Source organism: Thalassoglobus sp. JC818, from assembly GCF_040717535.1.
Taxonomy (GTDB): domain Bacteria; phylum Planctomycetota; class Planctomycetia; order Planctomycetales; family Planctomycetaceae; genus Thalassoglobus.
On record NZ_JBFEFI010000009.1, the window covers coordinates 91,292 to 106,674 of the forward strand.

Consider the following 15,383-nt stretch of genomic DNA (forward strand, 5'->3'; position numbering starts at 1 on the left):
CAGGATGAATCTGGTGCGACTTCGTCCAGAAGGAATTCACACCTGACCTCTCCGAAACGCGAACACATCATACATCACCGATGCGTTTATTGAACAGCCAGAGTCCCAAAACGGTGCTTTCAGAGGTCATTCGAAGCACCCGTATGAACTGAATTTCGCTTTAGGACGATTCTCAGCCCATCATCATTGAATGGAATGTCAGCCAGCGAAATGTCAGGACGGTGCAGACGAGACACATCCACCATGATGCGAGTTGTGCTTGTCGGTATTGTCTTAGTCCGACAAGCAATGCAGCTCCTGCAAAGGTTGCAATCGCTTTGAAGCAGACAAGCTGGATCGGATCATTGATGAATTGGCTGGCGATCGGATTGAGTTCTTTCATCTGCCCCGCCTGCCATGCGAGGATCGTCCAGATCAGATCGAGTGCTGAGAGAAGCACAACGAAAGCAATCGACCGTACGACCATTTGCATCGCCTGCGGAGTCGCATTCACGCCCGCCGCGACCGATTCTGGTCGAGTTGAAAGGAGGTGGCCAAACGCAATCACTGTCAGAATCATTCCGAACATTGTGAGCGGATAGCTGACTTGCTCGATTCGCTTGATCGCTGCCACATGCTTGTTGTTCGAATTCTCGATCTTGTCGAGTTCCGCGAGAACTTTCTGTGCGTGGGTAATCAGCTCTTCATCGGGAGTATTGAATTGCAGGTTGCTGTAAGCTTGCTCTGGCAGCAGCGACTTTAACTCTTCTTTTGCTTGCAGCTGTTCTTCCGGTGTTCCGGCGAATGACTTGAGCAACCATCCCCCTTGTTCACTGGCAGTCAGATACGACTGCACCCATCCATCATCAACAACAACGACTGAGTCCATTTGCAACGATGCCGCAATCGTTCCTGGCCGCAGCCGCCAATCTCGAGGATTGGAATCCACAAGCTCATCGTTAAGGGCGATTTGCTCGTCAGCCCATGCAGTGCGATAGGGAGGAGAAAGCAACGTTCCGTTGACGAACAGATATCCTGCATCGGAATGGAATTCCGTCTGTTCAGGTTTTCGGTTGCCCCACCCCATTGGACCAGACATCCGTTGGGAGCCAGCCCCGCGCCAGTCCTGTCCACGAGGTCCAAAGCGTTTCATACCACCACGATCCGTGAATTGCTCATCTTCAACGCTCGGTTCCTGATGGTTTTCCTCCTGTCCATATGAAGAGCCAACCAGCGTCGAGAACACAAAGACCATCACGATAAGTGGTTGTGTCACGTTCATTTTACTGCCTTGAGTCTGAATCCGTCGCCATGCCGTCTGTACATCCACAAGACGCATTGGCCACCGTCACTGTAAGAAATGAATCGGCCCTGTGTTGTTGAACACCGCTTCCATGCGAATGAGGCCGGGGATTCTGGAAATTTCCGGGACTCAGCTCCTCGGACCGACTTCAGAGTCAGACTCGCAATCTTCGGCTGAAAAAGCAATGATCGACCAGTGTCAGAAATTCCTGAACGAAGCTGGACGACGTTACAGCTGGCCGAGACAATCAGAGCTTCAATCCGTTTTCGAGGCATTGTTCTTTCGATGGTGTTTTTCTGGTGTTGTCGTTCTAAAACTCGACACTCGCACCAGCGATCGCTCTGAGAGCATTCGCGGAGACCGGGCAAGATTGAGAATTACGTTTGAGAGTGCGCTCCAGAGATCAAGTGAGACGACATGGACCCGATTCAGTTTTCCTGTGAGAATCCAATCAAAGTCACCGTTGGTGTGATTCTCGCGGTTCTTTTTGGCACACTCGCGTTTCTTCAAACTCCAGTCCAATTGACGCCGGATGTCGCCAAGCCTTCGATCACCGTCACGACTCGCTGGCCGGGTGCCAGTGCTCAAGAGGTTGAACGGGAGATCGTTGACGAGCAGGAAGAACAGCTCAAAAGCGTCGAAGGGATGCTCGAATTCCGAAGCGAGAGCGTCGATTCTGTCGGGACAATCACGCTGGAGTTTCCTGTTGGATTCGACCTTGCCGAAGCACGGGCAAAGGTCAGCGACAAGCTCAATCAGGTTCCGGAATACCCGGAAGATGCTCGAGAACCGACGATCACCGAAGGAGAGCAGGGCGGAAACTTCATCGCCTGGATCATTCTCAAGCCGCTTCCTCCATCTTCGGAGGATATCGCTGCATTTCTTCGGAAGCACCCTCATCTCAGCAACGAGCTACAGGACTACGCAGACGGAACGCGAAAACCTGACCTGAGCATCCTTCTGAAGTATTCGCGCATGCATCCGGAAATCGAGGAGCTGCTCGAAGGTCGACCTGACCCAACGAAGATGCGAAAGTTCGCCGAAGATTTTATTGAAGCCCGGCTTGAGCGAGTTCCCGGGATTTCAAACTCCAACGTGGTTGGGGGGCGCGAAGAAGAGTTTCGCGTTGTCGTCGATCCCAACCAGTTGGCTGCATACCAAGTCACTATCGGTGAACTTCGCCGGGCCCTTCGAGCGGAAAATAAGAACACCTCCGCTGGCGACCTCTGGGAAGGCAAACATCGAAATATCGTGCGAACGATCGGACAATTCGACTCTGCTGAGAAAGTCGCCGACACGATTATCACAATTCGCGACAACTCCCCCATTCGAGTTCGAGACGTCGCAACCGTTGGCATTGACTACAAGAAGCCAGACGGTGTGGTTCGACAGAAGGGAATCTCCGGTCTCGCCATCAACTGTGAACAAGCTCCCGGAACGAACGTTCTTCAGATTATGGGGCCAACTCGTGAAGAACTCGACATCGATGGAGACGGGCGCATCTCCGAGATCGATCTCGCGGAAGCCCGATTGATTCACGGGGACTGCATTCGCATTGCCATTGAAGAATTGAATCTCGGAATCCTCGCCCAGCGAGGTTTGTGGATGGAGCAGGTGTATGACCAGACAGATTACATCTACGCTGCCACAGACCTTGTCACTCAGAACATCTACATGGGTGGAACACTCGCTGTCCTCGTGCTTTTGATTTTCCTGCGAAGTCCACGCAGCGTGTTGATCGTCGGGATCTCGATTCCGATCAGCATCATCGCATCGTTCCTCTTTATTCGGGGCTTCGGCCGCAGCATCAACGTCATCAGTCTGGCCGGGATGGCTTTCGCCGTCGGAATGGTGGTCGACAATGCCATCGTCGTGCTTGAGAACATTTTTCGACACTATCAGGAAGGGGAGTCTCCACAGACAGCTGCAATTCGTGGGGCTCGTGAAGTGTGGGGTGCTGTTCTGGCCTCAACCCTGACGACTCTGGCTGTGTTCGTGCCGGTCGTCTTTGTTGATGGACAGGCAGGTCAGTTGTTCCGTGATATTGCCATCGCTATCTCATGTGCAGTCGGGCTTTCGCTGATTGTTTCGATCACCGTCATTCCCACAGCTTCTCAGCGAATTCTCAAACCTCACCGAGATCCTGAGAAAGAACGCAAGGAAGCTATGCAGAAGCGTCCCGGTTTCTTTGGACGAATGATCGATTCGTTTGCCGATGCCATGGACTGGATTCTCAGTGTTCGCGGAGGCTTCTTTTTGCGAATCGCAATCGTCGCAATTTTCGTGGGCGCATCACTCGTCGGGTCTTATCTTCTCATGCCGAAGACCGAGTACCTTCCAGAAGGGAATCGCAACCTCGTCTTCGCCATACTTCTCCCACCTCCCGGTTACAACCTCGACCACATGATCGAGATCGGGAAAGGAATTGAATCCGAGATCGCCCCTTACTGGGAAGCGGATCTGGGAAGCGAGGAAGCCGACGCTCTCGATGGCCCCACGATGAAGAACTTCTTTTTCGTGGCGCGCGGAAGCAATCTCTTCATGGGTTCGGCCGCCCAGGAAGAATTGCGGGCAGCGGAGTTGGTTCCTGTCCTGCAACGAGTGGCGGGGAAAGTCCCTGGGATGTTTGCCATCGTCACTCAAAGCGGTCTGTTTTCCGGGGGACTCGATGGCGGACGGGCGATCGACATCGAAATTTCTGGCCCAGAGATGACCCGACTCAACGAAATCGGACTCGATGTCTTTTCACGACTCAACGGAATCGGACAGTACGCGGGGAAGGGTGTTTTCCCTCCGACCGAAGGACATCAATCACAGCCGCGACAGAATCTTGAATCAACCAATCCTGAACTGCACGTCCATGTTCGTCCGGAAGCAGCCGCTGATTTTGGAGTCACGACGGAAGATCTCGGTTACGCCATCGACGCTCTAATCGACGGAGCCTTCGCGGGTGATTACTGGCACAACGGCCGCAAGATCGATCTCGTCATTTACGGAGCGGATGAATACGCCCGCCAGACGCAGGACCTCGACCATCTTCCAATCAGCACTCCGACGGGGCAACTCGTCAGCGTGGCAGCTGTGTCGGAAATCTCTCCGACCGGTGGTCCCGAAGTGGTGAAGCACAACGAGAGACAGCGCTCCATCGCGATCCAATTGAAACCGTCACCGACGATGCCGTTGGAAGAAGCCATCGAACGGGTCGATCGTGAAATTCGTCGACCACTCCTTGAGTCACCTTTGATGGCCGGCGGAGAATACCGCATCACACTCGCCGGAACGTCGGACGAATTGAGTGAAACAAGACGGGCCATGCAGGGAAATCTAATTCTCGCGATGGTCATCACCTACCTGCTGATGGCTGCGCTCTTCGAGTCATTCTTCTATCCGGTCGTGATCATGATGAGCGTCGTTCTCGCACTCGTCGGAGGATTTGCCGGACTTGCCATTCTAAATATCTTCACCCCGCAGTCACTCGACATGTTGACGATGCTCGGGTTCGTGATTCTGATCGGAACCGTTGTGAACAACGCGATTCTGATCGTGCATCAATCACTCAATTACATGCGGGACGAAGGTTACGAAACCCGAAAAGCGATTGTCGAAAGCGTGCGCACTCGCGTACGTCCGATCTTCATGAGTACTCTGACGACGGTCTTGGGGATGCTCCCGCTTGTGATTCCGCTCCCAACATTTGATGCGACCGGTGAACTGGCCCTCGTCGCAGGGGCAGGGAGTGAGTTGTATCGCGGGCTCGGCAGCGTCGTGCTGGGCGGATTGATCGTTTCGACAGTCTTTACGCTCGTCCTCGTACCCGTTGGATTCAGTCTCGCTGTCGATGCCAAACAAGCACTGGCTTCCCTTTGGAATCAGGACACGGAAGAGCCGTCAACTTCGAAGCTCTCCCCGCAAGCATCTTCACCATCGGTGACAACATAAGCTGAGCCTCAGAAAATCCGACCTTGCGCAAATCGGCGATTTTGCTACGCTTGTACGATGAGCGAAGTCGTGAAGAATAAGCTGTTCTGCCCGGGGATGATCCGTCAATCGGCCGTCCTGTTGCTGGTGTTCTGTTCAGGAGCAGCGTGGGCGGATGAGCTCACAAGCACGTTCTATCATGGGCTTCGTCAGCGCAACCTCTTTTTGATCGCCGAAGACTACGCCGTCAGCCAGTTGGCTCATCCCAATTTGCTTCCCCATGACCGCGCGATTCTGACAGTCGAGTTGTCGCGGACTCTGCTTGAGCATGGAGCCCTGTCCAGCGGAGTCGAACGAAATGAACTTTGGCAGGAAGCCCGACGAATTCTCGAAGAATTCAATTCGACCTCTCCCGACAATCCAAGATCGATCGTCGTAGACGCCGAACTCGCCGTGCTGCCAGCCACCATCGGGGGAACGCTGGCATGGGAAGCTGAGATTGCCTCCGAACATCCCACCATCGGAAGAGAAGCAACAGCTCTGTTGGAAACTTCGCTGGGGGCAATCGATAGCGCCCTGAGAAAAGTAAAAGCCCTGGAGAAACCGTCCGCGATGGAGCTCGCCGACGGAGCCCTTGATCGCCGGGGACAACAGAATCTCGAATATCAATTGATCATCAGCCGGGCTCTCGCTCAAACACAATTAGCTGGACTCCTCGAAACAAACGCGAATCAAGCTGCCTTGCTGATCGAAGCAGACGAAGCCCTGAAGTCGCTGTTGAGAAATCGACTCGATTCAGATTTCGAGTTCGACGTGAAACTTCTTCGCTCGCAAATCTCTCGAATGCGTGGTGATTTGCATCAGGCAAAGTCCGTCCTCAGATCCATCGATCTCGACGTATTGAGCCAAGAGTTAACCGATCGGCATCTCGCTGAGTCGTTGCGCATTCTCACTAAAAACGATGAACACGAAGAGGCTCAACAACTCATCGCTGATCGCGACCAACAGCGTCATCCGTTGTCAGATGAACTCCGCGCAGCGATCGTTGAAAGTCTCCTCGATGTCCGGGAAGCAGCAGTTCGTCAGGGAGACACAAACCTTGAGTCGCAACTTCTCCAACAGGCCCGATTCCAACATGAACGAACGCGCGGTAAGTGGCGTCAACTGACTCACGCAGCCCTTCGCGATATCCAGCAGGACATGGAACTTGGAACGGAGCTTTCAGATCTCGTTCGCTCCGCACAGACGAGTTACTTCGAGGGTGATCTCGTCGAAGCTTCACGCAAATACCGGGATGCTGCCGTTCTTGCGAAGCAGCAAGGCTTGATCGATCAGGCGGTCAATTTCGGATTAACACTCGGTTCGATCCAGATTGATCAAAGTCAGTGGGAAGCAGCCGAACAGACCTTCTCGGAAGTCGAGCGTGCATTTCCTGACCACGCCAAAGCAGCGACTGCTGCACTTATGGCGAGCTACGCGATGGGTCGGCACTACTCGAACGATCCGTCACAAGAACTGCGGCTTCGCTATGAAGAGATGCTACAGTCAGTCCAAGACAAGTATTCCGGAACGCAGACAGCCGCCGATGCTGCCTGGATGCTGGGGGTTCATCAGGAACAGCGACTGCAATGGACGGACGCCGTCGCACAGTATCGCAAAATTAAATCCACCGATTCACGCTTCGATATCGCGAGCCTGCGAATCATTCTGCTGTACGAACGCATTCTCAATCGTCTCAAAGAGTTTGACGGAGACGTCACCGACTGGGAACAACAACTGCTCGAGGAAATCGTCCGCATTGACGAAGGCTTTCCTCAACAGCGTGAATTCGCATCGCTCGATCAAACACGCACTGCATTGAAAATCTCACAGCTTCTTCTTCAGCATCAGGACCGCTGGTACGACGTCGCAGACATCTGGCTGGCCCGGATTGATGAAACCATCACTCAGCGTAAACTTCGTCAAGATCGGCAAGCAGAAGACAAAGATTCTGAACATCAATGGGAACAGATCGCACGAGCAGCATCACAACTGCGAATCGTTTCCCTCGCTGGTCAACAACGACTGTCGGCAGCCCGCGATCTGATGTTTCAACTCGGCGAGACCAGCCCGACAGCGATGTTGAGCATTCTGCTCGGATTGACCGAACTGACCGCCATGGTCGAACCGGGTCGACAGGTCGAGTTGGGACGATTGCAATTGCAGGCGATCGAACGATTGGCCGACTCACGTGAACAGCTTTCAAGTTCGCAACAGGACTTACTCGATAACGCCCATGCGGAAGCAATGGTCGCAACCGGAAACGGTCCCGAAGCGGTCGAGCTGTACGAATCTTTGATCGCGAAGCAACCTCGTAGCGGCCGTTTGATGCTCAAAGTGATTGATGTCCTGGAGTCGATGGGCTCTCGAGAGAATCTTGTTGAAGCAAGAACATGGTGGACTCGCTACGAGAAGATACAAAGACCGGGAAGCACCGAGTGGGTCACAGCGAGGCTGCAAATCGCCAGGCTAAGTGACCGATTGGGAGAGCGAGACAGCGCGAAGAAACTGCTCGGAGTCACGCGCACGCTTTATCCCACTCTCGGGAATCCATCTCTTAAGTCGGAAATTGAAAAGTTATTGGAGATGTGGGCTACGTAGTCTTATTCGCATCTGCCGACTCTTCGCGAACGTGGCCGTACCACTTCGCCAGTCGATCGGGTGATACCCCAACGTGGACCATGGTGATCATGAACCAGTTGCTAAGCGTCTGAAGCACGACTCCTCTTTTCTCCCAACGGCGAGCACTGACTGTCAGCGGCGAATTCGAGATTGCCAGTCGCCCCTCTCTTCTAAGTTGTTTGGAGAAGAACAAATCTTCCATCAATGCGATCTCCGGAAATCCTCCGAGATCGAGAAACGTCTGCCGTCGAACAAACAACCCCTGATCCCCATAGATCCAACCCAGGAAGCGCACTCTCCAGGCGTTTCCTGATTCGATCAGTCGATACTTCCTCGCGGGATGATCAATACGCTGCGAAAAGCATCCGGCAACCACACCGGGTCGACTCAGGACCTTCTCAATTGCCTGATCAAAGCCAGACGACAATTCACAGTCTGCATGCAGAAACAGGAGATTTTTCGCGATTGCATGCTCAGCTCCAAGGTTCTGCTGACGAGCCCGCCCCGGCGGCGATTCGAGAACAATGTCTGCGTTCTGTGCTCGGGCGATTGTCTGATCAGAGCTTCCGCCATCCACAACGATGATTTCAAAGTCGCCGAGTTTCCGAAGTCGCGAGATGAGACCGGCAATTGAACCTTCTTCATTCAATGTCGGAATGATCACAGCGATCTGAGGTGTGACACACTTCGTCGACATCGATGTGGAAGACACGTCACGAGTCATCGGAGAAACGAGGTTCGGACATTCGAAAGGTCATCAGTGCCCCCGTAAGGACCAACAAGCCGACACCGATGAACGGAATCTCATATGGAATCCAGTCCATCAGAGCACCGACGAATGGAGAGAATACAAATGGAATTGCAAAGCAGATTCGCATCGTGCTGAGGTATTGCGGATGTCGATCCGGACCGACAAGCTCCAGCGTGTAGTTGAGAATCGTCCGCATCAGCACTGGCGTGAGTCCGAGAAGAACAAACGTCATCCAATACCACTTCTCAGCATCGGGGAAGAAGCCGCGTGCAAACAGAATTGCAATGAGTGGCGTAAAGCTCACCGCGAAAAGGCCGATTCGAATCGCCAGCCGATTTCCAAAGCGGTCTGCGACTGCTCCCAGAAGCGGGCTGTAAATCCCAACACTGATGTTTTGCGCGATCACCCAGATGATCAAATCGTTGCTGGATGTGCCAATCACGTTCATTCCCAGCCATTGGTAGTGAGGAAAGACCAGGAGCGAGGAAATGAACAACATCGCGACGATTCCAGCCCGTCGAAAAGACTGGTCCGTTCGGAAGACATTCCAGGCATTGGCAAACGGTTCCACCATCTTGTAGCGGGATAAACCGGAACTCTCCTCAGCATGCTCGCTGCAACAGAGCGAAACCAATCCCGCAGCCAGAAACGCGACGCCATTGAACAGGAAGACCCAGGTGAAGCCGTCGTAGTTGGGCATCGAAATCCAGTCCTGAAGCCAGGTCAACGCTGCGACCACGGCAAAGATCGATCCCAGAATCCCTCCGATTCCAAGCAGTGCTCCCCGGCGATTCGGACGGACGAGTTTTCCCTGAATCGTTCCGAATGCCAGTTGATTGACACCCGTTGCGGAGAAGAAGAGGAAATAGATGACGAGGAACAGTGGCCCCATCCAGGCGACCTGACGATCTTCCAAACGCCACCAGAGGACGGACAGAACGAGAAATGGAATTGCCATTCCGACAGCTGTCAAAAAGAGTGGATACTTTTTGATTGAGTGGCTTCTGAGTCGTTCCGCGTAGATCAACGGCGGGACGCTTTGACCGATGCGACTGAGGATCGGAAGCCAACCCCGCATCCAGCCAGAGCCCGAAATCGCGTCGACCACATAGGGCATGATGACGCTTTCGGTCTTGAAGATCCAACCAACTCTCAGGACGACACTTTGCAGCGCAAGCACGAACAGGTTCCAGTTCTCATGACGGAACTGTTGAGACGGTTGAGAGTGCGCTTCGTCCTCCATGCGAATCGATTTTCCAACGTGAGCGTTCTTGTCGGCAGAATGACTGTGATCGCGAGCACGTCAATTCGCCGAGGTGATTAAAGGAGAGAGAAGTAGTTGTCGACCGCGAAATCGAGTGCCTCGCGCGTGACTTTCTTCGGAAGTTTCTTGTAAAGGCAATAGTTTCGAACCTGCAGCAGCAAGTCTCGCGGTTGGCAGTTTCGAAACGGCCTCTGGTACGGAATATAGTGCGTGTCGATCAAATAATCGATCGCTTCCGCATCATAGATCAAACCGACTTTCGGCGCCATGATCTCAAACAGCTTAACAAAGTGCTCAGGCCGAGGGTCCGGGACTTGAATCTTGTACGGAATTCGACGCAGAAACGCTCCATCGACCAGATCGTCCGGTTCCAAGTTCGTCGAGAAGATGATCAACTGGTCGAACGGAACCTGAATTTTCTTTCCACTCGGCAGGTTCAGAAAGTCGAACCTCTTTTCCAGCGGAACAATCCATCGATTCAAAAGCGTGTCGACCGGCATTTGTTGACGCCCGAAGTCGTCAATCACCAGCGTTCCGCAGTTACTCTTCAATTGAAGCGATGCTTCGCAAACTCGAGTGACCGGGTTTTGCGTCACCTCCAGTTCGCTCATGGTCAACTCGCCCCCAGCGACAATCGTCGGACGGCGAATCCGGACCCATCGCGGATCGACACCAGACAAATCGAAGAGTCCATCATCTTCGTCGTCTTCGTCTCCAATGATCTCTTCATGAACTCCTGGATCGAAGACCCGAATCAGGTCTCCATCGATTCCGAGAGTACGCGGGATCCACACCGTGTCTCCAAAGCAGGAGGTCACCCGCTCAGCGATACTTGTTTTTCCGTTGCCCGGTTCTCCGAACAAAAACATTCCCCGCCCGGAGTTGATCGCTGGACCGAGTCTTTCGAACATTTCCTCGCTGATGAGCAGATCCGCAAATGCCTTCTTGAGGTCGTCTTCTGTCGCGTGTTTCCCAGCAATCGACTGGGCAGCCATCGCGTGCAAATACTCAGGCAAGCCAACCGGGGCACTGCCGTAGTAAGCACACTCCCGCTGATACTTCCGAGCGCGATCACGACCCAGATCCGTAATCGCGAATACATAGTCCCCCATTTCCGCAGCATTACGGAAAGTGATGATCTGTTCCTGCTTCCAGGCTTTCAGAAGCGGAAACAGAATCCCGAACGGAATCTTGATCTGATTGCTGATCTCACGCCCGGCGGCCGAACCCTTCTGTAACAGAAACTTTAAGACGAGGCGTTCGACTTCATCCGAGTTCAGTTTGGTCTGTTCAAGGTTTTCGGGAATGGGAGGAATGAAATTCTGATCGGACCCTCGCGCATCTCCCAGCAGGTTCTGAACGCGATCGAACAGTTCTTCAAGTTCGACATTTCCGCGAATCGCATCTCTGTCTGATGAAGCTGCGCGGGCTCCCTGTGAGTGGCGAACACCGGCCGGGCGTTCAGTGCTTCCCGGTTTGGTTGACTCATCATCAAAGTCGAAATTGACGTCATCCAGTTTCGCCATGTTGGAATACTTCCATCAGTGAGTGATCCGCGCCGTTCTTATCGACAAGTCGTGCAGGAGTGGATCCCTTGCCACACAAACACAACAATGCCACCCTTCAACGTTATATCACCGCCGACGTTCGTCAAATGTTTCTCGAACGCAACACAACCCTTATCAGTTACTCGAATCGATACGATCCGGAGAAGCAGAACTATGGAACAAGGGCATCAAGGGCGTTTCGCCGGGCGCTCAGTCATCGTCACCGGAGGAAGCCGCGGAATCGGTAAAGGCTGTGTAGAAGTCTTCGCATCAGAGGGAGGCCTTGTTTCCATCCTCGATATCGCTCAGGAGGACGGCGAACAGCTGGCGGAGTCACTGACCGCGTCCACGACGGGAACAGTCGTCTTTCGAAAATGTGACGTCTCAGATCCCGAACAACTGAGAAACGCAATCGAAGCTGTCGCCCAGCAGTTTGAGCGAATCGATTGCATCGTCAACAATGCAGGCGTGCATCCACCGGCCACTCCCATCGATGAACAGAAGCTTTCTGATCTCGAATCGCTCTTGCGAATCAACTTCATCAGCACTTACCTCGGAGCTCAGTATGCGATTCCGCATCTTCGAAAAACGAAGGGAACGATCGTCAACATGAGTTCCATGACCGCTGTCCTCGGGCAGGATCAATCCTCTGCTTATGCAGCCACAAAAGGCGCTCAGCTCAGCCTGACGAAATCGCTTGCGGTCGAGTTGGGTCCACAGGGAATTCGAGTCAACGCGATTCTGCCGAGCAACGTCGACACTCCTCTCATGCGGGACTGGGCAGCCACGTTGCCCGATCCAGAGTCCGCCTTGAAGCGTGTTTCTGAACTCCAAGTATTCGGAAGAATGGCCAGCCCACAGGAAGTCGGAAAGGTTGCACTCTTTCTGGCGACCGAAGATTCAAGCTTTGTCACCGGTCAGGGAATCGAAGTCGAAGGAGGAGCCAGCCTCGATTACTAGAGCAAGTTGCTCTTTCCTGTGCACTCGCTTGCACTGTTTCATAAGTTAAAAGGCTGTGCTTGCTCGTGCGAGATCGCGCACACAAATTCAGAAAATGCTCTAAACCATCATTCATAGATCGTTAAATCGATTCCTCACGAGATTGATTCATCTCGATCAATCGCCTGACGCACTCGATCATTCCCTTAGCTTTGTGAAGTGTCTCTTCATATTCAGCGGAAGGGCTGGAACTGGCGACGATTCCACCCCCAACAGAGAACGACAACGACCTGCCGCGTTGGGTCATTGTCCGAATCAGAATGCTGCTGTCGGCAGTTCCGTCGAATCCACAGTAGAAGAAACTTCCGCAATACGCTCCGCGTGGAACCCCTTCGAGCTCGGAGATAATCTCCATCGCACGAATCTTCGGAGCTCCAGTGATCGATCCACCAGGAAATGTCGCTTGAATCAGATCCCAGAAATCAACGTCCTTGCGAAGCTGACCCGTTACTTCCGAAACAAGATGGGTCACAGTTTCGTAAGTTTCGATGCTGCAAAGTTCCGGGACTTTCACGGTGCCCGGCAGACAGACTCGCGATAAATCGTTGCGAAGCAAATCAACGATCATTAAATTCTCGGACTGGTCTTTTAAACTTTCGCGCAGCTCTTCTCGAGTGAATAAGTCTGCTTCCGGAATCGGATACCTTTGACGCGTGCCTTTAATCGGCCGTGTCCAGACTCGATCCTGGCACTTCTGAAGAAATCTCTCAGGAGATGATGAAATTACTGCCCAGTCATCATGCTGAAAAAGACCCGCAAACGGAGCTGGATTAACTGCTCGAAGCTGTAAATAGGTCTCTACGGGAGTTGCTTCAACTTCAGCTGTCATCCGCTGAGAGAGATTTGCCTGAAATAAGTCTCCAGCATAAATGTAATCGATCACTTTCTGAACTGCTTGATGATATTGCTCCTTCGTAAAGTTACTTCGAAGCGATCCGCTTAAATCCAACCCGCTCTCTCGATCTAGTGTTGAAGGACTCACCCGTTCCGACCGACTCTTCAGTCCATCTAATGAGTTGAGACATTTGCGAATTTCTTCAGCACACTCCGTCGCAGAGCGAACTTGCGATTGACCATTCAGCTTGGAATCTCCGTGGCTGAAAACCCAACATCGATCCAGTTCGTGGTCCCAGGCGATGACGGTTCTGTAAACTCCGACGACTAGATCCGGAAACCGAGCTTCGTTCGCTTTCGTGTCGGGAAGTTCTTCCCAGGCCTGACCTAACTCATAGCTCAATAACCCCGCGAAACCTCCCTGAAACGGAGGCAGATCCGGAATCGTTTCGACTTGAGATAATCGACTCAACTCACGAATCTGCTCAAAGGGATCGCATCCGTAGCTCGCATTTTCCAGTTCAAAAACCTGTTCAGGTTCGAAGCAAAGAAACGAATAACGGCCGAGCTTGCGATCACGTCGCGCACTCTCCAGAAGCAAAAGATCTCGTGATTCCGAGAACTCTTGTAGGGCGTCAGCGACATCGGGAACCGGACTCAGCTCCAGTACGATCGGCAGCCTATTCATGCTTATGTAAACCACGTTTGCGTTGTTGATGGCGTCGATCGACCGCGCTGGTTTCAGGGATCGTCAGAAAGCCCCAACTCAAGGCTTCATCCTGTCTATATTGCTTGCCCAGCGTCATCGCTGTCACAGCCTTCGCGAGTTCGTATCCGAGATAAAAGGCATGTGTCGCGTCGATGGAAACGCCCGCCTGTTCCAGATCGTCGAATAGTTCGAACGGATCGGTCCCAGTCCAATATCCATCGCGATTCATCATGTGAAGCTTGCCACCTTCCACGAAAATTCGAAAGTTTGAATCACGCAGTTGGGCAGCAAGACTTTCGAGCTCCTCCGGCCCCATCGTCGCGACTCGTTCGTCTCTCAACATCAACAAGTCGGCATCGATCCGCTTTGCGAGTGTGCGTTCGTCGATGGCGTACTTCACCATTCGACGTGAGATGTCAAACTCTTTGACCGACGACCGACACCAGGGAGCCACTTCGGTCGTCAGTACGCTGTTGATTGAAAGCTCCTGACAGATCGCAGCGAGCAAAAAATTGACTCCACTACTGTCGACGGAGCTGAGTTCGGTCACATTTCCGATCCCCATCATCACGTCACAACTCTCAAGTCGCCGGCGAGTTTCATAATACCTAGCGAGCGATTGAGAGAACCCGAACCCGACTGGTTCGAGAATGGGATCGATGCGAAATCTACAGTTCTTTCGATCGAGAGCATCGATCGTTCTCCAGAGACTGTCGAGATTCTGTGGATCGTCAGGAATCGCGACGACTTCAGCTCCCAGCCCGGAGACCCAGTCGAGATTACTTGAGTTGCAACTAAGGATCAGATCAACACCGGCAGCGACTGCCAACTCGACTTCGTGACGTTCGAAACTATCAACTGACAGCCGATGGCCTGCCTGCAAAAGCTCTTGAGCACATGCATCGATTTCATCCCAGGATTGTCCCGGCACACATCCCAGATCAATTCGATCAGCTCCGGAATTTCGATAGTGATCGGCCAGAGTCAGTATTTCATCACGCGTCTTAAGCGGTGCGTGATTGATCTCGGCGATGATCTCGATATCAAAGGCTTCGAGGGAAGGAGGAGGGTTCGATCCCCGGCCGAGAAAGTTTCGAAGCTCTTGAATCTCCTTCGGTCCTCTCAGAAATTGCATTCCATAGCGTTCGGTGAGTTCTGCCAGATCTCCCCGACACAAACCGGGCACGATGACTGCATCGTACTGACCGAGATTTTCAGGAAGCTTCTTCAGGAGCCAGTCAACATGCATCAGCGCAGCGACGGAAATTCCGAGAACGTGTATTTCGCCTGAGAACTCTGCATCTGAAGTGATCGCTTCCACTTCCCGCCGAACCAGGTTTTCAGCCAGGCGACCAGTCAAAAAGAGGATACGATCACCAGATTTCAGAATCGGGTTCGTGGGGGGCGAATTCATAACG

At 52.9% G+C, this 15,383-nt stretch carries 9 protein-coding genes; 3 read left to right on the plus strand and 6 right to left on the minus strand.

The annotated features are described in order from the left end of the window. Positions 1 to 172 precede the first annotated feature (172 nt). Positions 173 to 1,261, minus strand: coding sequence for a DUF5658 family protein (locus tag AB1L42_RS20520; RefSeq protein ID WP_367060724.1), 1,089 nt, complete (start codon positions 1,259 to 1,261; stop codon positions 173 to 175). A 438-nt stretch (positions 1,262 to 1,699) separates the two neighbouring features. On the opposite strand from AB1L42_RS20520, the gene AB1L42_RS20525 reads away from it, so the two are divergent. Then, positions 1,700 to 5,221: an efflux RND transporter permease subunit gene (locus tag AB1L42_RS20525; RefSeq protein WP_367060727.1), complete on the plus strand. Its 3,522-nt coding sequence runs from the start codon at positions 1,700 to 1,702 to the stop codon at positions 5,219 to 5,221. A 57-nt stretch (positions 5,222 to 5,278) separates the two neighbouring features. After that, entirely contained in the window at positions 5,279 to 7,840 is a 2,562-nt protein-coding gene (locus AB1L42_RS20530) for a hypothetical protein (protein ID WP_367060730.1), read from the plus strand. Here AB1L42_RS20530 and AB1L42_RS20535 read toward each other — a convergent pair. The 3 genes from AB1L42_RS20535 to AB1L42_RS20545 all read right to left on the minus strand — a co-directional run bounded on the left by AB1L42_RS20535 (position 7,833) and on the right by AB1L42_RS20545 (position 11,402). Continuing rightward, positions 7,833 to 8,573, minus strand: a complete 741-nt coding sequence (locus AB1L42_RS20535; protein WP_367060733.1) for a TIGR04283 family arsenosugar biosynthesis glycosyltransferase — start codon at positions 8,571 to 8,573, stop codon at positions 7,833 to 7,835. The genes AB1L42_RS20530 and AB1L42_RS20535 overlap by 8 nt on opposite strands. Position 8,574: 1 nt before the next feature. Next, on the minus strand, positions 8,575 to 9,855 hold the full coding sequence (locus AB1L42_RS20540; protein ID WP_367060736.1) for an MFS transporter: 1,281 nt from the start codon (positions 9,853 to 9,855) through the stop codon (positions 8,575 to 8,577). 77 nt (positions 9,856 to 9,932) lie between these two features. After that, positions 9,933 to 11,402, minus strand: coding sequence for an AAA family ATPase (locus tag AB1L42_RS20545; protein ID WP_367060739.1), 1,470 nt, complete (start codon positions 11,400 to 11,402; stop codon positions 9,933 to 9,935). A gap of 195 nt (positions 11,403 to 11,597) precedes the next feature. On the opposite strand from AB1L42_RS20545, the gene AB1L42_RS20550 reads away from it, so the two are divergent. After that, positions 11,598 to 12,383 (plus strand): glucose 1-dehydrogenase, encoded by a 786-nt coding sequence (locus tag AB1L42_RS20550; protein WP_367060742.1) that lies wholly within the window; start codon positions 11,598 to 11,600, stop codon positions 12,381 to 12,383. A 121-nt stretch (positions 12,384 to 12,504) separates the two neighbouring features. Here the strand turns inward: AB1L42_RS20550 and pabB are convergent, their stop codons facing one another. Further along, on the minus strand, positions 12,505 to 13,944 hold the full coding sequence (gene pabB, locus AB1L42_RS20555) for an aminodeoxychorismate synthase component I (RefSeq protein WP_367060745.1): 1,440 nt from the start codon (positions 13,942 to 13,944) through the stop codon (positions 12,505 to 12,507). Continuing rightward, positions 13,937 to 15,379: a DUF6513 domain-containing protein gene (locus AB1L42_RS20560; protein WP_367060748.1), complete on the minus strand. Its 1,443-nt coding sequence runs from the start codon at positions 15,377 to 15,379 to the stop codon at positions 13,937 to 13,939. The genes pabB and AB1L42_RS20560 overlap by 8 nt, the downstream gene beginning before the upstream one ends. Positions 15,380 to 15,383 lie beyond the last annotated feature (4 nt).

Excerpts from the sequence above, each read along its gene's own strand:
- AB1L42_RS20520 (WP_367060724.1), bottom strand. The coding sequence starts at position 1,261 with ATGAACGTGACACAACCACTTATCGTGATGGTCTTTGTGTTCTCGACG.
- AB1L42_RS20525 (WP_367060727.1), top strand. The coding sequence starts at position 1,700 with ATGGACCCGATTCAGTTTTCCTGTGAGAATCCAATCAAAGTCACCGTT.
- AB1L42_RS20530 (WP_367060730.1), top strand. The coding sequence starts at position 5,279 with ATGAGCGAAGTCGTGAAGAATAAGCTGTTCTGCCCGGGGATGATCCGT.
- AB1L42_RS20540 (WP_367060736.1), bottom strand. The coding sequence starts at position 9,855 with ATGGAGGACGAAGCGCACTCTCAACCGTCTCAACAGTTCCGTCATGAG.
- AB1L42_RS20545 (WP_367060739.1), bottom strand. The coding sequence starts at position 11,402 with ATGGCGAAACTGGATGACGTCAATTTCGACTTTGATGATGAGTCAACC.
- AB1L42_RS20550 (WP_367060742.1), top strand. The coding sequence starts at position 11,598 with ATGGAACAAGGGCATCAAGGGCGTTTCGCCGGGCGCTCAGTCATCGTC.
- pabB (WP_367060745.1), bottom strand. The coding sequence starts at position 13,944 with ATGAATAGGCTGCCGATCGTACTGGAGCTGAGTCCGGTTCCCGATGTC.
- AB1L42_RS20560 (WP_367060748.1), bottom strand. The coding sequence starts at position 15,379 with ATGAATTCGCCCCCCACGAACCCGATTCTGAAATCTGGTGATCGTATC.